The 17534-nt window shown below is 66.4% G+C and carries 19 protein-coding genes; 5 read left to right on the forward strand and 14 right to left on the reverse strand.

Translation table 11 applies throughout. The features are described 5' to 3' along the window. Window positions 1-268 precede the first annotated feature (268 nt). From NOV72_RS23515 to NOV72_RS23545, 7 genes are read right to left on the reverse strand one after another with little or no spacing between them, the layout of a single operon-like run. A complete protein-coding gene (locus tag NOV72_RS23515) occupies window positions 269-895 on the reverse strand; it encodes an alpha/beta hydrolase (protein ID WP_106856957.1) in 627 nt (208 codons plus the stop codon). A gap of 8 nt (window positions 896-903) precedes the next feature. Then, window positions 904-1233, reverse strand: coding sequence for a (2Fe-2S) ferredoxin domain-containing protein (locus tag NOV72_RS23520; protein ID WP_106856958.1), 330 nt, complete (start codon window positions 1231-1233; stop codon window positions 904-906). A gap of 58 nt (window positions 1234-1291) precedes the next feature. Then, a complete protein-coding gene (locus tag NOV72_RS23525) occupies window positions 1292-2464 on the reverse strand; it encodes a VanZ family protein (protein ID WP_106856959.1) in 1173 nt (390 codons plus the stop codon). A 49-nt stretch (window positions 2465-2513) separates the two neighbouring features. Further along, window positions 2514-3140, reverse strand: a complete 627-nt coding sequence (locus NOV72_RS23530) for an ABC-type transport auxiliary lipoprotein family protein (protein ID WP_106856960.1) — start codon at window positions 3138-3140, stop codon at window positions 2514-2516. Window positions 3141-3153: 13 nt separating this feature from the next. Further along, the gene (locus NOV72_RS23535) at window positions 3154-4113 is read right to left on the reverse strand and encodes an MlaD family protein (RefSeq protein WP_106856961.1); all 960 of its coding nucleotides are present in this window, start codon (window positions 4111-4113) and stop codon (window positions 3154-3156) included. A 34-nt stretch (window positions 4114-4147) separates the two neighbouring features. Then, on the reverse strand, window positions 4148-5026 hold the full coding sequence (locus NOV72_RS23540) for an ABC transporter ATP-binding protein (RefSeq protein ID WP_106856962.1): 879 nt from the start codon (window positions 5024-5026) through the stop codon (window positions 4148-4150). Between the two features lie 5 nt (window positions 5027-5031). Continuing rightward, complete coding sequence (locus NOV72_RS23545; protein ID WP_106856963.1) at window positions 5032-6159, reverse strand: MlaE family ABC transporter permease; 1128 nt, start codon at window positions 6157-6159, stop codon at window positions 5032-5034. A gap of 181 nt (window positions 6160-6340) precedes the next feature. On the opposite strand from NOV72_RS23545, the gene NOV72_RS23550 reads away from it, so the two are divergent. The 3 genes from NOV72_RS23550 to NOV72_RS23560 are packed head-to-tail and all read left to right on the forward strand — an operon-like array spanning window position 6341 to window position 8307. Beyond that, entirely contained in the window at window positions 6341-7228 is an 888-nt protein-coding gene (locus NOV72_RS23550) for a biotin--[acetyl-CoA-carboxylase] ligase (protein WP_106856964.1), read from the forward strand. Next, window positions 7225-8034, forward strand: coding sequence for a type III pantothenate kinase (locus NOV72_RS23555; RefSeq protein WP_106856965.1), 810 nt, complete (start codon window positions 7225-7227; stop codon window positions 8032-8034). Before NOV72_RS23550 ends, NOV72_RS23555 begins: the two co-directional genes overlap by 4 nt. A 33-nt stretch (window positions 8035-8067) precedes the next feature. Continuing rightward, on the forward strand, window positions 8068-8307 hold the full coding sequence (locus NOV72_RS23560) for a hypothetical protein (RefSeq protein WP_106856966.1): 240 nt from the start codon (window positions 8068-8070) through the stop codon (window positions 8305-8307). A 15-nt stretch (window positions 8308-8322) separates the two neighbouring features. On the opposite strand, the gene rfaE2 is transcribed toward NOV72_RS23560, so the two are convergent. The 7 genes from rfaE2 to NOV72_RS23595 all read right to left on the reverse strand — a co-directional run bounded on the left by rfaE2 (window position 8323) and on the right by NOV72_RS23595 (window position 15317). Then, window positions 8323-8805 carry a D-glycero-beta-D-manno-heptose 1-phosphate adenylyltransferase gene (gene rfaE2, locus NOV72_RS23565; protein WP_106856967.1) on the reverse strand — a complete coding sequence of 161 codons (483 nt, stop codon included), beginning with the start codon at window positions 8803-8805 and terminating at the stop codon, window positions 8323-8325. Between the two features lie 125 nt (window positions 8806-8930). Then, window positions 8931-9806, reverse strand: a complete 876-nt coding sequence (locus NOV72_RS23570) for a ferritin family protein (protein ID WP_106856968.1) — start codon at window positions 9804-9806, stop codon at window positions 8931-8933. Window positions 9807-10193: 387 nt separating this feature from the next. Further along, on the reverse strand, window positions 10194-11195 hold the full coding sequence (locus tag NOV72_RS23575) for a MerR family transcriptional regulator (protein WP_106856969.1): 1002 nt from the start codon (window positions 11193-11195) through the stop codon (window positions 10194-10196). A 236-nt stretch (window positions 11196-11431) separates the two neighbouring features. Then, window positions 11432-12178, reverse strand: a complete 747-nt coding sequence (locus tag NOV72_RS23580) for a PhaM family polyhydroxyalkanoate granule multifunctional regulatory protein (protein WP_106856970.1) — start codon at window positions 12176-12178, stop codon at window positions 11432-11434. Between the two features lie 40 nt (window positions 12179-12218). Next, window positions 12219-13046, reverse strand: coding sequence for an enoyl-CoA hydratase/isomerase family protein (locus NOV72_RS23585; protein ID WP_106856971.1), 828 nt, complete (start codon window positions 13044-13046; stop codon window positions 12219-12221). A 19-nt stretch (window positions 13047-13065) separates the two neighbouring features. Continuing rightward, window positions 13066-14235 (reverse strand): ABC transporter substrate-binding protein, encoded by a 1170-nt coding sequence (locus NOV72_RS23590; RefSeq protein ID WP_106856972.1) that lies wholly within the window; start codon window positions 14233-14235, stop codon window positions 13066-13068. Window positions 14236-14330: 95 nt separating this feature from the next. Then, a complete protein-coding gene (locus NOV72_RS23595; RefSeq protein ID WP_106856973.1) occupies window positions 14331-15317 on the reverse strand; it encodes a fumarylacetoacetate hydrolase family protein in 987 nt (328 codons plus the stop codon). A gap of 22 nt (window positions 15318-15339) precedes the next feature. Between NOV72_RS23595 and NOV72_RS23600 the strand changes: the two genes are divergently transcribed. Both NOV72_RS23600 and NOV72_RS23605 read left to right on the forward strand, forming a co-directional pair. After that, window positions 15340-16227 carry an IclR family transcriptional regulator gene (locus NOV72_RS23600; protein WP_181291149.1) on the forward strand — a complete coding sequence of 296 codons (888 nt, stop codon included), beginning with the start codon at window positions 15340-15342 and terminating at the stop codon, window positions 16225-16227. 90 nt (window positions 16228-16317) lie between these two features. Continuing rightward, entirely contained in the window at window positions 16318-17496 is a 1179-nt protein-coding gene (locus NOV72_RS23605) for a DUF3108 domain-containing protein (protein ID WP_106856974.1), read from the forward strand. The last annotated feature ends 38 nt before the right edge of the window (window positions 17497-17534 follow it).

Below are 17534 nucleotides of genomic sequence, written 5' to 3' on the forward strand. Positions count from 1 at the left end.
GACAGCGGCACGCGCGGCGCCGCGGCGAAAAGCGCTCGTTCGACAGACGGACGCGAAAACGGTTCTCGGAAGCCGGCGTTCGATGACCGCGAGCGGTTCGGCGGAGCATCGCACGGCCGGAAACAGCGAAAAAATTCTGCGCCATTATACGCGCGGCCCGCTTGCGATTTCCTTCGAATCTGCGCGGTTGCGGCGCGTTTTAACGTTTTTCAGGCGGCGCTTATCCGCTTTTACCGATCGGCACGCGAAGCGCCCGATCGCGCCACGCTCAACGCCAGGCGTCGACGATCACGCGCTTGAGAATGTGCAGCTTGCGGTGAAAGAAATGCTCGCCGCCCGGAATCACGACGACCGGCAGTTCCTGCGGCCGCGCCCAGTCGTAGACGGATTGGATCGGCACGGTGTCGTCGACTTCGCCGTGAATCACGAGCGTGGTGTCGGGCACGGGCGCGACGTCCCAGCGGCTCGCCGCCGTGCCGACCAACACCATGCGCTCGATTTCCTTTCCCGCTTCGAACATGCGTTTCGCGACATGCGACAGCACGAACGTGCCGAACGAAAAGCCCGCGAGCACGAGCGGCACGTCGGCCTGTCCGGGTTGCGCGCGCATGTGGTCGATCAGCGCCAGCAGATCGTCCTGCTCGCCGATGCCGTTGTCGTGCTCGCCGCCCGTCGCGCCGACGCCGCGAAAATTCGAGCGATACGTCGTATAGCCCAGTTGGACGAAAGTGCGCGCGAGCGTCTGCGCGACCTTGTTGTCCATCGTGCCGCCGAAGAGGGGATGCGGATGCGCGACGAGCGCGATGCCTCGCGGCGCGGCATCGGTACGGTCGAGGGCGCATTCGACCTTGCCAACGGGCCCGTCGATGAGGAATTTTTCGGTTTGCGCGTTCATGCGGGCTTTTATGCCGGTTGATCGATGAGAAGACGTTCGACGATCTTGCCGTTGGCCAGATGCGATTCCACGATTTCGTCGATGTCGGTTTCATCGACATACGTGTACCAGGTGCCTTCCGGATACACGACCACGGCCGGCCCGAGCTCGCAGCGGTCCAGACACCCGGCCTTGTTGATGCGCACCTTGCCTTCGCCCGCGAGGCCGAGTTGCTTCACGCGTTTTTTCGCGTGCTCCTGCATGGCCTGCGCGTTGCAGTTCGCGCAGCTCGGGCGCGGCGCGTCGGCGTCGCGCTGATTCAGGCAGAAGAACACGTGATACTTGTAGAAGGAATCCATGAGCGTGGGCGATGAGAGTGTCGGTCGATTATAGCGAGCGATGTTCGTGCCCGCCCTGTCACGCCGGCCCGCTCGCCTTGCGCGCGCGGCGCCGCGCGAGCCACGCGCGCTCCGCCGAAGACGCGAGCCAGCCGAGCGCCGCGTACGGCCAGACCCACGCGAGCCAGTGTGCAAGCCCGTTGAAATGCAGATAACGCCCCTGCCGCCAGTCGGCGAGCACGATATCGAAATACGGATTCACCGGCAGCAGATTGACGAGCGCCAGCGAAACGACGAGCGCCGCGCCCGCGAGCGCCGCCCGCAGCCCGCGCGGCAGCGACACCGACAGCACGCCCGCCGTCATCGCGATGGCGATGCCTTCGAGCGCGCCGTCCGTCGCCCAGTCGAAGGTCAGGCCCGCGCGCGATTGCAGGAACGTCGCGCCCGCTTTCGCGAAGAGCGAGATCGCGACGAGGCCGAGCATCAGCCGGATGCGCGGCGCGCGCCTGCGCGTGAGCAGCGTCATGAGCACGAGCGCCGCGAAGAGGCCCGTCGAGGTGATGAGCGCTTCCCACGCGTCGTCGGGCAGCAACGCGCCGAGCCGGTCCGGCCAGCTTTCGACGTCCCATGCGGCGGGCGTCCACGCGAGGATCGCGTCCTGCATCGCCGGGTCGAGCCCGTCCCACAACACGCGCGGCAGATCGCCGCCGCCGAAGAGATACGGCGCGGGGAACATCGCCGCGAACGGCCACAGCGCCGTCAATCCGATCACATACGCCGCGTCGCGCTCGAACCACGTGAAGCGGATGCGGCGCAAGAGGCCGCGGTCGAGCAGCGCGCTCGTCGCGGGCGCGATCAAGAGGCCGCCGAGCAGCGCGCCGAATGCATTCGCCGCGAGATCGAGATTCGACGCGACGCGCGTCGGCAGATACGTCTGGATGGCTTCCATCGTGCCCGAAAGCAATGCGCCGCCGGCGAGCGCCGCGCCGACCGCGAGCGTGCCGCGCAAACGCGGATAGAGCGCCAGCACGATCAGCGCGCCGAGCGGCATGTAGCCGAGCACGTTCGTGACGACATCGAAGGCGGTCAGATACTGCGGCACCGGATCGGCGAGATAGGCGAACGGGCTCAGGCCCAGCGAGCGCCAGCCGGAAAACGGATAGAGCGAACCGTAGATCACGAGCGCCGCATACGCGGCGAGCGACTGCCGGGAAAACGCCGACGGGCGGCGTTGCCATTGCTTGATCGTCATGAGCCGCCCGGACGCCTCCGTGCTGGGCGGATGGTGGAACAACGAAAGGTCATCGCGAAGCGGAAAGGGGTTGCGCGGCGAGCCACGCGGAAAGTTGCGCGATCACGTCGTCCGATGCGGCCGCGAGCGCCCGCGCGCCGCCGGATGCGTCGGCGCTCGGCGCGGGTGCGTTCGCGACGAAACTGCGCTGGGCGATCACGCGGCCTTGCTGCGTGAGCGTCGCGCGCACGGACACGAGGCCGTGGCTTTGCTCGGGCGCGTCGAAAACCTGCTCGAAGCTCGTCAGCTCGACTTCGAGCAGCGGCACGGCGCGCACCGGATCGGCGCCCGACAGGATCGGGCCGCGCGCCGCGAGCGCGTCGCGCAGGCGCTGCGTGAGCAGTTGCGCGGGCGGCATCGTCCAGTGGCTGTCGGAATAGCTGCCGGTGCGCTGGGTGTCGACGTAGCTCAGGCGATAGGCGAAGTCATCCGTTTCCAGACTGCGCGGCGCGCCGACTGCCAGCACTTTTACCGGCGGCATCGGCAAGCCGTTGGCCGCCGCGTCGAAGGGAAGCGCCGCGCCGAGGTCGTAATGCGCGTTCGGCATCGCGGTGGGCGTCGATCCGCAGCCCGCGAGCAGCGTGACGCAAGCGAGCGCGAACGCCGCGACTGCTCCTTTCATGTCGATGTCTGCCATGTCGTTTTCTCGATCAATGCGCTGCTTTCGCGGGCCACGTGAAGCCCGGCTCGCCCGGTCCCGGCTCTTTTCTCGGCGCGCCGAAGAGCACGCTGCGCGGATTGGTGCTGAAGGCGTCGGCGGCGCGATCGACCGAGCGCGCGGCCGCGCTCACGTCGTCGCTGAACGAATAGAAGCGCGGCAACGCCTCGAAGCCGACGCGCGCCGTCACGAGGCGCAGCGACTCGTTCATGTCCGCGAGCGCCGCGCCGGCTTCCTCGGCGGCCTTGCCCGCCTTGTTCAGATTGGTGACGAACGGGCCGTCCGGACGATTCAGGTTCTGCACGAACTGGTTGGTCGAGGCGAGCGTGGTGTTGAGCTGCTTGAGCGTCTGCGGCAGTTGCGCCGTGGCGGGCTGGACCTGGCTCGCGAGCGTCGCGATGCCGTCCGCCGCGCCCTGCAGGCTCTTGGTCGTGGCCAAGAGCTGATTGCGCACGTCGTCGGAGAGGAACTTGTCGGCGTCTTCGGACAGGCGCTCGAACTTCTTCAGGATCACGTCGCCGCGCTGCTGCAATTGCTCGAAGAGACCGGCGCGCATCGGCACTTCGGCGACGTTCTGCGGCGACGAATCGAGCGGCGCCGTGTCCTTGCCGGTGTCGTCGAGCTGCACGAACGCGATGCCCGTCACGCCCTGAAAGCCGAGCGTCGCGAAGGTCGAATGCGTCATCGGCGCGTTCTTGTCGACGAGAATGCGGATGCGGATCTGACCCGGATGCGATTTGTCGAAGCGGATCGATTCCACCTTGCCGACGCCGAGACCGCGATAACGCACCGCCGCGTCCGTGAAGAGGCCGGTCACGTTGGTGCGCGCGATCAGGTCGTAAGGCACGCGCACGGTGCGGTCCACGTTGAAGAAGAACACGGCGAACGCGATGGCCAGCACGAGGGCGATCGTGAAGAGCCCGGTCCAGAACGCGTGTGATTTGTTTTCCATCGGCAGGTTCCTCTGGCACGCTCGCTGTGCGCGCTTACTTGTTCACGGTGATCGGCGCATCTTCGAGCGCGGCCGGCGGCAGCTTCGCGCGGCGCTCGGGCGGCAGCGCCTGCAGCGCGCGACGCCCGCGCCGTCCGAGAAAATACTCGCGGATGAACGGATGATCCACCGCGCACGCCTCCTCCACCGGCGCCGCGACGAGCACGCGCCGTTCCGCGAGCACGGCGACGCGCGTCGAGAGCGCGACCATGGTGTCGAGATCGTGCGTGACGAGGACGACGGTCAGCCCGAGCGCGCGATGCAGCGTCGCGATCAGATCGACGAACTCGTCCGACGCCTTCGGATCGAGACCGGCGGTCGGTTCGTCGAGAAAGAGCAGTTCGGGTTCGAGCGCGATCGCCCGCGCGATGCCCACGCGCTTCACCATCCCGCCCGACAGCGCCGAGGGCATCTTGCTCGCGTGCTTGCACGACAGCCCGACCATTTCGAGCTTCAGCATGACGAATTCGCGGATCAGGTCCTCGGGAATCTTGCCGAGCTCGCGAAACGGCTGCGCGATGTTGTCGTACACGGTCAGCGACGAAAACAGCGCGCCCTGCTGAAACATCATGCCGGAGCGCGTGCGCAGCATTTTCGCGGTTTCCTCGTCCATTTGCGCCCATTCCTCGCCGAGCACGCGAATGGTGCCCGATGTCGGCGATTCCAGGCCCAGCATCTGCCGCACGAGCGTCGTCTTGCCCGAGCCCGATCCGCCGAGCAGCGCGACAATCTCGCCGCGCCGCACGTCGAGGTTCAGATGCTCGTGGATCACCGTGCGCCCGTAGCGCTTGGTGAGATCGCGCACTTCGATCACCGGTTCCGCGATGACGGGCGGCGGCTGATGGCGAACGGCGGTGGCGAGCGTGGTCGACATGGCGGTCAGAGTCCGACGTTCTGAAACAGGATGGCGAACACGGCGTCCGCGAGGATGACGATGGTGATCGACGTCACGACGGACGTCGTCGTGCCTTCGCCGAGACTCTGCGAATTCGCCTTGATGCGAAAACCGAAGTGACACGCGGCGAGCGCGATCAGCATGCCGAACACGACGCCCTTGCCGAGCCCGATCCACAGATTGGCGATCGGCACGACCGAAGGCAGCGAGCGGATGAAGAAGTTCATGTCGATCGACAGCACGAGCTTCGCCGCGAGCGCGCCGCCCGTCAACGCGATGATGTTGGTCCACATGACGAGCAGCGGCATTGCGATGCCGAGCGCGATCACGCGCGGCAGCACGAGCCGCAGGCCGTGCGGAATGCCCATGACCTGCATCGCGTCGAGTTCCTCGGTGACGCGCATCACGCCGATCTGCGCGGTGATCGCGGAACCCGAGCGCCCGGCGACGAGAATCGCGGAAAGCACCGGCCCGAGCTCGCGGATCACCGAAAGCCCGAGAATATTGACGATGTACTGATTCGCGCCGAACACGCGCAGTTGCTGCGCGGACAGATAGCTCAGCACGATGCCGATCAGGAACGCGACGAGCGCGGTGATCGCGAGCGCCTGCGCGCCGGCGCTGTAGATGTTCGCGGAAATCTCCGTCCACGGCGTGCGCTGCGGACGGCGCACGAGGCCGGCGAGATCGAGCACGAAGGCGCCGAACATCGCGAGGCCGCCGTACAGGTGATCGAAGAAATCGAAGATGAGCTGGCCGAGGCGCGTGACGGGATCGACGCGATCGACGGGCTCGGGCTCTTCGCGCTCGGCGTCGAGCAGCGCGACGCGCTCGAAGATTTCGCGCTGGGTGTCGGACATCGCGATGGTCGCGGGCATCTTGCGGCCCCAGACGCGCCACAGCGCCTGACCGCCGACGTGATCGAGCCGCTCGATCGACAACAGATCCCACTGGCCGATCGCCTCGCGCCCGATAGCGCGCAGCCGCCGCGTGACGCCGCTCTTGGCGCGGTCGCGGGCGAGCGCGAGCGCGGTCCACTGGCCCGAGAGCCGGACCACCTTGCCCTGCTGACCGGCTTCCACTCTTAGGCGCGGCGGCGTGTCGAAGTCCAAGGATCGAAGGCGCGATGAGACGCGGTTAAACGGGAGAGGACATTGTAGCGAAGTGTGTCATGAGGGCGCGGGATGATGGCGCTCATGCTTAGGCTCGAAACCGGCATCCGCCGCTCAGGCATGCGCAGCGGAAGCCGCAACCACGGACGAAAACCCGCCTCTCGCCGCTACAATACCCGCCATGAACTCCACTCCCTTCGCCCCCGACGCGCCCTGGCGCATCGACCGCACCCGGCTCGCGACGCTTGCCGAGCGGCCCGCTCGCGACTGGACCGTCGACATCGTCGATGAAACCGGCTCGACGAACGCCGACCTCATGGAGCAGTTGCGCGCCGCGCGTCGTGGCGGCACGCCTGCGCCGATCGCCCGCGTCGCGTATTCGCAGACGGCGGGGCGCGGACGGCGCGGGCGCGCGTGGCTCGCCGAACCGGGCAATGCGCTCTTGATGTCGGTCGGCTGCGTGCTGAAGCGGCCGGTCGAAGGGTTGTCGGGTCTGAGTCTCGCCATCGGCACCGCCGTGCTCGACGCGCTCGCGCGTCTGCCGCTCACGCCATCCGCGCGCCCCGCGCTGAAATGGCCGAACGACGTCCTGCTCGACGACGGCAAGCTCGCCGGCATTCTCATCGAAACCGCGTGGAATACGCCGGGCGCGACGGCGGTCGTGATCGGCATCGGGCTGAACCTGCACGGCGCTGAGCAACTCGCCGCGCAAGTCGACGACGCGAATCGCCAAGCCGCGCCGACCGCGCCCGGCGCCGCGCCCGCAGCGCTCGCGCGCGCCTGGCCCGACGCCAATCTCACCGACACCCTCGCGGCGCTCCTCAACGCGCTCGACGCCGCGCTGCCGCGTTTCGAAGCCGAAGGTTTCAGGCCGTTCCGCCAGCGCTGGCTCGACGCCCACGCGTGGGCCGGCCGCGAAGTCGTGCTGATGGATCAGGGCATGGAAGTGACGCGCGGCATCGCGTCGGGCGTGGACGAAAGCGGACAGTTGCTGATCGACGCCCCCGAAGGCCCGCGCGCCGTCACGACCGGCGAACTCACGCTGCGGCTCGCGCGGGAGCGTCCGTGAGCGAGGCGCCGTATCTGCTCATCGATGCGGGCAATAGCCGCATCAAGTGGTCGCTCGTCGATCAAGCCGGCGCGGCGCTCGCGAACGGCGCGTTCGAACACGCGCACCATTCGACCCTCGCCGACGACGCCGCGCTCGACGCCTGGTCCGACTTGTCCACGCCGGCGAGCGCATGGATTTCGAACGTCGCGGGCACGCCGGTGCAGAACCGCATCCAGCGTCTGATCGACGCGCGCTGGCCGGCGCTGCCGCGTACCGTCGTGCGCGCGCGTGCCGCGCAATGCGGCGTGACCAACACCTACGCGGATCCGGCGCGCCTCGGCAGCGATCGCTGGGCCGGCATGATCGCCGCGCGCGCCGCCTATCCGGGCGAGCATCTGCTGGTCGCGACCTTCGGCACCGCGACCACGCTCGAAGCCTTGCGCGCCGACGGCGTCTTCACGGGCGGCCTGATCGCGCCCGGCTGGTCGCTGATGATGGAATCGCTCGGCAGCCACACCGCGCAATTGCCGACGCTCGACGCCGCGTCGGCGCGCGAGGCGTTGAACCGGACGCGCAGTCTCTTCGCCACCGACACCGCCGCCGCGCTCTCGGCCGGATGCCTGCTCGCGCAGGCTGCGCTGATCGAGCGCGCGTGGCATGACCTGAAAGCCGACTGGCAAGCCGAAGTCCGGCTCGTGCTCGGCGGCGGCGCGGCAAATGAAATCGTGGGCGCGCTCGACGTGCCGCATACGCGACACGATTCCCTCGTGCTGTCCGGCCTCGCGCTCATCGCGCGCGACGCGACAGCGCGCCATTCATCCTGACTCACTGATTTGATTGACGGACGGAGCAAAAGAATGCTGCGCTGGCTGATCGCCCTTCTCATTCTCGGCAACCTGCTGATGTTCGCGGTCATGCGCGGCATGTTCGGCCCGCTTCCCGCCGCGGGCGCGCGCGAACCGCATCATCTGTTGCAGCAGGTTCGTCCCGAGGCGCTCGCTACGCGCCCGCTGAGTCCGGACGAAGCGTTCGATCAGCCGCGCGTTGGCGGACCGGCGCCGGCCGCCAACGTGCAGACTGCGCCGCTCGGACAGTGAACCCGCGAACGCGGATCAGGACTGCGCGCGGACCTTCTTGAGCAGCGCGGTCGTCGATCGATCGTGCTCGAACGCGATGGCGAGCGCCTTGCCGCCCCAGCCGCGCACCAGCGCCGATTCCGCCAGCTTGTCCATGTCGTAGTCGCCGCCCTTCACGAGCACGTCGGGCCGCAATGCGCCGATGAGTTCCAGCGGCGTCGATTCCTCGAACTTCACGACCCAGTCGACGCTTTCCAGCGCCGCGAGCAGCGCCATGCGATCGTCTTCGCGATTGATCGGACGGTCGTCGCCCTTGCCGAGCGTGCGCACGGAAGCGTCGCTGTTCACGCCGACGATGAGCGTCGCGCCCAGCGCTTTCGCATCGGCGAGATAGGTCACGTGACCGCGATGGAGAATGTCGAACACGCCGTTGGTGAAAACGACGGGACCGGTGAGGCTCGGACGGCGCGCGGCGAGCGCATCGCGCGTGGTGATCTTGCGTTCGAAAATGGCGGACATGGCGGCGCTCGTTACGATGTGCTGAAAGCGCGCATTGTGCCACGGCGCTTTGCTCGGGGATAACGCAAAACGGCCCGCCGATTCGATCCGGCGGGCCGCTTGTTCATCGAAGAAGCCTGAACGCGTCAGGCCGGCTGTTCGGCCGTGCCGCCCGGCGCGGCTTGCAGACGCAGCGTCACTTCCTTGCGATAGCGATTCAGTTCCTGCGCGGTCGCGAACGAACGCTCGAACAAGATCGACAGGTTGTGCAGGATACGTTCGACGACCTTCTTCTCCCAACTGTCGTCGAAGCGGATCTGGTCGTCCAGCCAGCGTTCGAGCCATTCGGGATCGGGCAGGCGCGACTGCACGGTATCGCGCGGGAAAAGCGCCTGATTCACGTGCAGATTGGTCGGATGCAGCGGCTTTTCCGTGCGGCGCGCGGACGCCATCAGCACGCCGATCTTCGCGAACGCCGCACGCGCGGTATCGCCCGCATTCGCGAGCGCCTTCTTCATGTAGCGCAGATACGCGCCGCCGTGACGGGCTTCGTCGCGCGAAATGGTTTCGTAGATGTGCTTGATGACCGGTTCCGTGTGCCACTCGGCCGCGCGGCGATACCAATGGTTCAGACGGATTTCACCGCAGAAATGGAGCATCAGCGTTTCGAGCGGCGGCGCCGGATCGAATTCGAAGCGCACCGCGTGCAGCTCCTCTTCGGTCGGCACCATGTCCGGCTTGAAGCGCCGCAGATACTCCATCAGCACGAGCGAATGCTTCTGTTCCTCGAAGAACCACACGCTCATGAAAGCGGAGAAATCGCTGTCATGGTGGTTGTCACGCAGGAACATTTCCGTTGCGGGAAGAGCGGACCATTCGGTGATCGCGTTCATCTTGATGGTCCTGGCCTGCTCGTCGGTGAGCAGGGACGCATCGAATTTGTCCCAAGGAATGTCCTTCTCCATATCCCAGCGGACGGATTCCAGCGATTTATACAATTCCGGATAAAGCATGGTGTTCATTGTCCACCCCTGATGCCACGTATGCGACGTTATATCTGTAATGACTCTGGCCGAGGCGCGCGGGAAATGCCCGCATGCAAGCAGCCAAGCTTTCAATTTTACGCGGGATTCGGTCGGCCTAAGACGAAAAGCGACAACGAGCGCGCAATTTTGGCGCTGCGGCAACGCGTCGCGCCCCGCGATAACACTGCACTTCCCCGTGCAAATGTTGCTGTTGTGCGTCTTGTTCTACCGTGGGTGAGGAGCGAAACCTGTGCCTGAGGTATGTTCAAGTGGCGCCGATCCTGCCGCCGGCACCGCGCCGGCCGGGCAGTATGACGTGCTCACATGACAGCGATACGCATGCCACGCGAACGCCGCGCCAACGCTCGAAACGAGCGTTTTTCATCATAGCACGGCGGATTGACGCCAATCCGCGACCGTTTCGTCGATCGGGGTCAACCCTGCGATGTGATCGACGCCCTCGTTGAACTTGCGGCGCAGCGCCGGGCTGCTTCCGCCGACCCAGACGCGCACGTGCGGCGGCAGGAGATTGCGCAGATCGTTCAGACCGTTCGCGATGGACTGCGCCGGAAGCACCGCCGTGAACGACAGCGCGACGATATCGACGTTATGCGCCGTCACCGCATCGACGATATCGTGCAGCGGCGTCTGCAGGCCGAGCTGGACGCAATCGCACTCGGAAAGCGTGAACATCGCTTCCGCCATCAGGATGCCGAGGCCGTGGCCTTCGCCGGAAAGCGTCGTGAGCAGCACGCGCGGACGGCCGCCGCGCCCGCGCACGGCGTCGGAAAGCGGGCGCATCAGCGTGCGCATTGCCGACTGGATCGCCTCGCTGAACAAATGTTCGTGATAGACCTGCAGCGTGCCCGCCGCCCACGCATTGCCGACCCGCGCCGACAGCGGCGCCGCGACGTCCAGCACGAATCGCTCGAGCCCGTCGCGCGTCGCCCGCTTCAGCAATCCGAAGCGGAATTCGTCATAGGCGCTCGCGCGCAGCAACGAAATCAGATGATCGAGCTCGGCGTCCGGCGCGTCCTGCCCAACGCCCGAACTTTCGGCCAGTTGCTGCAACAGGTCGATCGATTGTCCGAGCACCTTGCTCGGCCGGTGGCCCGCGTCGAGCAAACGCTTGACGAGCCGCAGCTTCGTCACCTGCTCCTGCGGATACAGCCGCTCGCCGCCGGGCGAGCGCATCGGCCGCGGAAAACCGTAACGGCGTTCCCAGACACGCAGCGTGTCCTTGGTCAGACCAATTTCCTGAGCGATCGCGCCAATGCCGATTCCCGTCGCGCCCGACGCCGCCGCGCGCGGCGGGACGGGTTCCGGGAAGTCGGCGCCATCGGAAACCGGCTCCGAGTCGAAGTCTTGTTCGGATGTATTTGTCATGGACAGATCGATTCAAAGACACACGCGATATGCGATGCAGATTACGTGCCCGCCCCGAACGGTGGACAGATTTCCGCAGCGTCGATGTTTCATCATAGACAAATTCGAAACGAACGATGCGCTTAAAGCCAACAACGCGACAATGGACGACGAAGACGCGGTTCGATGCAACGTCGTACATCGAAGGAACTGGCAGGCAAAACCGGCGGCGCATTGCGCGCCGCCGGACACAAGCGTTACACGGGCTTCTTGCGCGGCGCGGCCTTGCGCGCGGGCGCTTTCTTCGCGCCGGCGTCGGATTTGTCCGCGGCGCCGCTCGCGGGCTGTCCGGCGTCGGTTTCATCGGCGGGCTGCTCGCCCGCTTCGCCCGTCGTGTCGAGCGGGCCGGTCATGCCGGGCTGGAGCATGGCCAGATGTGCGAGCTGGTTGAACTGCGATTGCAGCATGTTCCACCAACCGGTCGGATCGAAGCCGGGCGGCGGTGCGGACGCATCCCCCGCCGCTGCCTCGCCTTCCGCCGGCGCTTCGCTCGCCGGCTCCTGCCTTGGCGCGTCTGCTTTCGCCGCGCCGCTCATCGGCCAGCCGGCGGTGGCGGTCTTCGCGTTCTCCGCCGCGGCGCTGTGCGCGCTCTCGACCGAGGTCTGCGCAAACGCGCCGAACGCGCGCAATGTCGCAAGCGTCGCGCGCTGCACTTCGAGCGCCTGAATCGCCGATTGCAGCATGTTCAGATTGAGCTTCAGCCAGTGCTCGACGGCGCGCATGTCCGTCACGCGCTTGTCGAGTTCTTCGATGTTGGTGAGCGGAGCGAGCATGTCGGACATCATCGAGAGGGAGGGGCCCATGCCCTGCCCGCCGCCCGGCATCGCGGCGGCGAACGGGTTCAGGCGCATCAGTTCCCACATCTTGCCCATCATGTCGGCCTGGCCGAATCCGGGAAAACCGGGAATCGTGTAGGGCGGCGTGCCGCCGGCGTTATCGGTCATTCGACTCTCCTTGTTTTCTTGCGTGTGAGATTCGCGCGGCTCAGAACGGCGCGCCGCCCGGAAAGTCCGGCGCGCGCCGTTCGCGCAGCGAGCGCATGCCTTCGTGGACGTCCGGCCCCGCGAAACCCATGAATTCGAGCGCGAGCGACGTATCGAAGGTCGGCCCCGCCGAGCGCAGCCAGTTGTTCAGCGCGTACTTGGTCCAGCGGATCGCGGTTTGCGAGCCTTGTGCGAGACGATTCGCCACTTCGATCGCCTTCGGCATCAGTTCGTTCTCGTCGACGGCGAGCGACACCAGGCCAATGCGTTCCGCTTCCTCGCCGCTCACCGGCTCGCACAGCAGCAGATAGTACTTGGCCTTCGCCATGCCGCACAGCAGCGGCCAGACGATCGCCGCGTGATCGCCCGCCGCGACGCCGAGCCGCGTGTGCCCGTCGATGATGCGCGCCGATTTCGTCGCGATCGAGATATCCGCCAGCAAACCCGCGACCAGTCCCGCGCCGACCGCCGGACCATGCATCGCGGAGACGATCGGCTTGCCGCAGTTGATCACGTTATAGACGAGATCGCGCGCCTCGCGCCACACGCGCGCGCGCACATCGAAGTCGTTCGCCATTTCCTCGACGAGCCCGAGATCGCCGCCCGCCGAAAAGCCCTTGCCTTCGCCGCGGATCAGCGCGACGCGCGTGTCCGGATCGCGATCGATGTCGCGCCAGATATCCGCCAGTTCGCGGTGCATGTTGGCGTCGGCGGTGGAAAGGCCGCTCTTGTTCGCGCCCGCGCCGGGCATCACCACTTCGAGCACGCCGTGCGGATGGCGGCGCAACTCCAGCGACTGGTAGCTCGCGTAGAGGGAGAGATCGCTCATGATCCTGTTCAATCGAGAGTTAGCGCGGCTGATAGACCCACTTGCCGTCGCGGATCTCGACCATCACGCGCGCGCGCTGGTCGAGGCCAATGTGATCGTTGGGCGTCATGTTGACCTGCCCGTTGGTGTCGGAAAAATTCTTCGTGCCTTCGAGCGCGTCGCGCAGCGCGCTGCGGAATGCAGGCGTGCCGGGCGCGCCCGCTTTCATCGCGACCGGCACCGCGCGGTTGAGCAGCATGCCCGCGTCCCACGCGTACGAGCCGAACGCCGACACCGTGCCCGCGCCCTGCTTCGCTTCGTACAGTTTGATGTATTCGAGCGCGAGGCGTTTGGCCGGATGATCGTCGGGCAACTGCGCGGCGACGAGCACCGGACTCGCCGGCAGGAACGTGCCGTTGCAATCCGCGCCGCACACGCGCAGGAAGTCGCGGTTGCCCACGCCGTGATTGTGATAGACGCGGCCCTTGTAGCCGCGCTGCGCGAGCGTCTTCGGCGGCAGCGCCGCGGGCGTGCCCGCCGCGCCGACGACCACCGCGTCCGGCTTCGCCGCGAGAATCTTGAGGATTTGCCCCGTCACGCTCGGATCGGTGCGGTTGAAGCGCTCGTTCGCGACCACTTCGATCTTGTGCAGTTGCGCGAACTTCGCGACTTCGGCGTAGAAGGTTTCGCCGAGCGCGTCCGCCTGTCCGATGTACGCGAGCGTCTTCACGCCGTGGTTGCTCGCGTGCTCGGCGATCGCGGAGGCCATCATCGCGTCGGTTTGCGGCGTCTTGAAGACCCAGCGGCGCTTGTCGTCCACGGGCTCGATGATCTTCGCCGACGACGCGAGCGAGATCATCGGCGTTTGCCCTTGCGCCACGACATCGATCATCGCGAGCGAGTTCGGCGTGATCGACGAGCCGATGATCGCATCGACCTGATCCTCGCTGATGAGCTTCTTGGTCGACTGAACGGCTTGCGTGGTGTCGGAGGCGTCGTCGAGCACGATGTAATCGACGGGCCTGCCGCCCATTTCCTTCGGCAGCAGCGCGACGGTGTCGCGCGCCGGAATGCCGAGCGACGCGGCCGGCCCCGTGAGCGACAGCACGAGACCGATCTTCACGTGCTGCGCCGTCTGCGCGAATGCGGTTGTCGTCGCGGCGAGCGTGAGCGCCGCGCCCGCGAGAAATTTCCACTTGCCTGCCGCCATCGAAGTCTCCTTTTTTTGATCGTTCTATTGCTGCGCGAAAGCAGCCGGCAAAGTGTAAGGCGTGGCTTGCGCACGCCGCATCGGGCTAAACCCGTTCAATGTTCCGGCTGGACGACCGCCTGATCGATCGCGCCGAAGATCGACTTGCCGTCTTCGTCGAACATCTCGATCTTCACGCTGTCGCCGAACTTCATGAACTCCGTCTGCGGCGCGCCGTGCTCGATGGTTTCCAGACACCGCTTCTCGGCGATACAGCAGTAGCCGCGCTTCGCGTCCTTGTTCGAGATCGTGCCCGAACCGACGATCGAGCCCGCGCGCAGATTGCGCGTCTTCGCGGCGTGCGCGATCAACTGGCCGAAATGGAACACCATGTCCGTGCCGCAATCCGGCTGGCCGACCTTCTTGCCGTTCCAGTGGACGATCATCGGCCGATGCACGCGGCCTTCGCGCCACGCGTCGCCGAGTTCGTCGGGCGTGACGGCGACGGGCGAAAACGCGGTCGCGGGCTTGCTCTGGAAGAAGCCGAAGCCCTTCGCCAGTTCGGCGGGAATGAGATTGCGCAGCGACACGTCGTTCACGAGCATCAGCAGACGCACGCTGCGCAGCGCTTCGTCGGGCATCGCGGCCATGTGGACATCGGACGTGATGACGGCCACTTCCGCTTCGAAGTCGATGCCATACGATTCCGTCGCGCACACGATGTCGTCCGTCGGCCCGATGAAGTCGTCGCTTCCGCCCTGGTACATGAGCGGATCGGTCCAGAACTCGGGCGGCATTTCCGCCTTGCGCGCCTTTCGCACGAGTTCCACGTGATTCACGTACGACGAGCCGTCCGCCCACTGGAACGCGCGCGGCAGCGGCGCCATGCAGGCTTTCGGGTCGAACTGGAACGTGTTGCGCGCGCGGCCGAGGTTCAGCGCCTCGTAGACGTCCATGAGTTGCGGCGCGTAGAAGGTCCAGTCGTCGAGCGCGTGTTGCAGCGTCGATACGATTCCATCGGCGATGGCCGCCGTGCGCAGATCGCGCGAGACGACGATCAGTTGGCCGTCGCGCGTGCCGTCCTTCAGCGTGGCAAGTTTCATAGAGCGGAGTCGGTGACTTGAGATGACGTTAAGGGAAATCTATTTTACGATGGTGAATCCCCCGACCGTGCTTTCGCGCTTCATGCAATCGACCCAATCCGCCGCTCCCGACGACGAAGACAATCTCGACGCCAACGAATCCGCCGAGGAAAAAACGCGCTCCGGCATTCAATCGATCGAAGTCGGCTTCCGCCTGCTCGACGTGCTCACCCACGAGCCGCGAGCGATGATGTTGCGCGATCTCGCGCAGCGCGCGGGCATGAGTCCGGCGAAGGCGCATCGTTATCTCGTGAGTTTTCTGCGGCTCGGCGTCGCGTCGCAGGATCCGGTGTCGGGGCGTTACGAACTCGGCGGATTCGCGTTGCAGATGGGCCTCGCGCGGCTCGCGCGCGTCGATGGCGTGAGGCTCGCGCGCATCGCGCTGGCGGAATTGCGCGACCGGCTCGATCAGACGGTCGGCATCGCGGTGTGGGGCAATCAGGGACCGACGGTCGTGCACTGGATGGAATCGAGCCATCCGGCGAAGGCGTCGCTCAAGCTGGGCGACGTGATGCCGCTGCTCTCGTCCGCCACCGGCCTGCTCTTCGCCGCCTATCTGCCGCGCAGCAAGACGCAAGCGATGCTCGATCGCGAACTTGCCGCCATGAAACAGACGCCAGCCGATGTCGAACCGCTTCTCGCCGAAGTGCGCGAGCATGGCGCGGCGCGCGTCGAAGGCATGTTGCTGCCGACGATCCATGCGTTCTGCACACCCGTTTTCGACTCGACGGGAGAACTCGCGCTCGGGCTCATCGCGCTCGGGCACGAAGGCACGTTCGATACGCACTGGGGCGGTGAAATCGATTCCGCCTTGCGAGCATGCGCGCGCGGGCTGTCGTACGAATTGGGGTACAAGGCGGGCGAGCGTTGAGCGCGCTCGTTGAAATCAGGCAAGGAACGCCGCTTCCATCGCGCGTGTCTTACGCGTTTGCCTGAGTCGCCATTCACGCCTTCCCCGCAGATGCCACTGTTTCAATTCCGCCGTCCTCGCCCCGCGTCGGGCGAGCCGCCCGATGCCGCTTCCGAATCCGCCACGCCGCGACGCTGGGCGCGCTGGGTGCTGATCGTGCTGCTCGTCGCATGCCTGCATTTGAGCGCGATGCGGTGGATCGACCGCAATCGGCAGCCGACAAACGCGCCGCCGGAAACGCCGCCCGTGCAGGTGGAATTGCTGACACCCAAGCCGATCGCGCCGCCCGCACCGCCCGCGCCGACGCCGCCCAAACCGCCCGCTGCGGCGCCGGCTCCGCCGAAGCACGCCGCGCCCGCGCCGAAACCGGCGCCCGCTCCGGCTCCGGCTCCGACATTGACCGCGGCGACGCCGCAGCCGGACGCGCCCGCCGCCGCGTCGGGGGTTGCGGCATCCGCGCCTGCGCAGGCACCGGCACAAGCGCCGTCGTCCGCATCGCAACCCGCCGCCGCTTCGGGCGACAAGTTCAGTGTTCCGCCCACGGGCGAGTTACGTTACGACACGCTCGTGAACGGCGTCATGAACCAGACCGGCACGATCCACTGGATCAACGACAGCCAGCATTACGAAATGGTCGTTTCGATTCCGCTGCCTTTCGTCGGTCCGTATGTGTATTCGAGCAAGGGTCATATCGACGGTTTCGGCATTGCGCCGGAACAGTATTCCGAGCAGCGCGGCCGCCGCGCCGCCGACATCGCCATCTTCAATCGCGAGACGAAGCAGATCGTCTATACGAAGACGCCGCAAAGCCAGCCGCTCGCGGACGGTGCGCAGGACCGCTTCAGCGTCGTGATGCAACTGGCGAGCCTCGTGCGTGGCGCGCCGGACAAGTACAAGCCGGGTGTCACGCGACAATTCAGCGTCGCGGACAACGACAGCAGCGAAATCTGGCCGATCGAAACCGTCGGCGACGAAACCGTGCAGGCGCGCGGCGGCTTCACGACCGCGCGCCACTTCACGCGCCTGCCGCGCAAGGAAGGCGACCGCCGCAAGCTCGACATCTGGCTCGCGCCGTCGCTCGGCTGGCTGCCCGTGCGGATCCTGCAAACCGAACCGAACGGAATGCAGATCGAACTGCTCTGGGCCGGCAATCTCGCGATGCCGCCGGCGGGCACGCAAGGTGCGTCCGACCATTCCGCGCCCGGCGCGCCCGAGACGGACGGACCGTAACGCGGCCGTCACACTTCGTCACAACGGCACGCCGCTGG

Source organism: Caballeronia novacaledonica (assembly GCF_900258035.1).
GTDB lineage: Bacteria > Pseudomonadota > Gammaproteobacteria > Burkholderiales > Burkholderiaceae > Caballeronia > Caballeronia novacaledonica.

Bases quoted from the DNA above. Each gene is read 5' to 3' on its own strand.
- NOV72_RS23525 (WP_106856959.1), bottom strand. From the start codon at position 2,464: ATGACGATCAAGCAATGGCAACGCCGCCCGTCGGCGTTTTCCCGGCAG.
- NOV72_RS23530 (WP_106856960.1), bottom strand. From the start codon at position 3,140: ATGGCAGACATCGACATGAAAGGAGCAGTCGCGGCGTTCGCGCTCGCT.
- NOV72_RS23550 (WP_106856964.1), top strand. From the start codon at position 6,341: ATGAACTCCACTCCCTTCGCCCCCGACGCGCCCTGGCGCATCGACCGC.
- rfaE2 (WP_106856967.1), bottom strand. From the start codon at position 8,805: ATGTCCGCCATTTTCGAACGCAAGATCACCACGCGCGATGCGCTCGCC.
- NOV72_RS23575 (WP_106856969.1), bottom strand. From the start codon at position 11,195: ATGACAAATACATCCGAACAAGACTTCGACTCGGAGCCGGTTTCCGAT.
- NOV72_RS23580 (WP_106856970.1), bottom strand. From the start codon at position 12,178: ATGACCGATAACGCCGGCGGCACGCCGCCCTACACGATTCCCGGTTTT.
- NOV72_RS23595 (WP_106856973.1), bottom strand. From the start codon at position 15,317: ATGAAACTTGCCACGCTGAAGGACGGCACGCGCGACGGCCAACTGATC.
- NOV72_RS23605 (WP_106856974.1), top strand. From the start codon at position 16,318: ATGCCACTGTTTCAATTCCGCCGTCCTCGCCCCGCGTCGGGCGAGCCG.
- NOV72_RS23520 (WP_106856958.1), bottom strand. From the start codon at position 1,233: ATGGATTCCTTCTACAAGTATCACGTGTTCTTCTGCCTGAATCAGCGC.
- NOV72_RS23570 (WP_106856968.1), bottom strand. From the start codon at position 9,806: ATGAACACCATGCTTTATCCGGAATTGTATAAATCGCTGGAATCCGTC.
- NOV72_RS23515 (WP_106856957.1), bottom strand. From the start codon at position 895: ATGAACGCGCAAACCGAAAAATTCCTCATCGACGGGCCCGTTGGCAAG.
- NOV72_RS23585 (WP_106856971.1), bottom strand. From the start codon at position 13,046: ATGAGCGATCTCTCCCTCTACGCGAGCTACCAGTCGCTGGAGTTGCGC.
- NOV72_RS23540 (WP_106856962.1), bottom strand. From the start codon at position 5,026: ATGTCGACCACGCTCGCCACCGCCGTTCGCCATCAGCCGCCGCCCGTC.
- NOV72_RS23560 (WP_106856966.1), top strand. From the start codon at position 8,068: ATGCTGCGCTGGCTGATCGCCCTTCTCATTCTCGGCAACCTGCTGATG.
- NOV72_RS23590 (WP_106856972.1), bottom strand. From the start codon at position 14,235: ATGGCGGCAGGCAAGTGGAAATTTCTCGCGGGCGCGGCGCTCACGCTC.
- NOV72_RS23600 (WP_181291149.1), top strand. From the start codon at position 15,340: ATGACGTTAAGGGAAATCTATTTTACGATGGTGAATCCCCCGACCGTG.
- NOV72_RS23535 (WP_106856961.1), bottom strand. From the start codon at position 4,113: ATGGAAAACAAATCACACGCGTTCTGGACCGGGCTCTTCACGATCGCC.